The organism is Enterobacter sp. K16B (assembly GCF_020216105.1).
GTDB classification, from domain to species: domain Bacteria; phylum Pseudomonadota; class Gammaproteobacteria; order Enterobacterales; family Enterobacteriaceae; genus Enterobacter; species Enterobacter sichuanensis.
On the sequence record NZ_JAIWJZ010000233.1, the window covers coordinates 1 to 227 of the forward strand.

Below are 227 nucleotides of genomic sequence, written 5' to 3' on the forward strand. Positions count from 1 at the left end.
AAAGGGAAGGTGGAGATCCAGGCACAGGGAGATGAGATGACGCTGGATGCGCTGAAGGATATCCGCATCAGCAGCAGTGAGGGAAAACTCATCATCAGTGCGAAGCAGGAGATAGTACTGACGAGCGGCGGGGGATATATCCGGATAGCGGACGGAACGGTGGAGTGTGCGGCGCCGGACAAAATCATCGAGCGCGGGGCGGTGTGGCAGAAGTTTGGTGGACAGAG

1 protein-coding gene is annotated in these 227 nt (G+C 57.7%); it reads left to right on the forward strand.

Features of this window, described 5'->3' with window-relative positions:
- The coding region (locus tag LDK53_RS22895) for a DUF2345 domain-containing protein (RefSeq protein WP_225288159.1) at positions 1 to 227 on the forward strand (227 nt) is incomplete at both ends.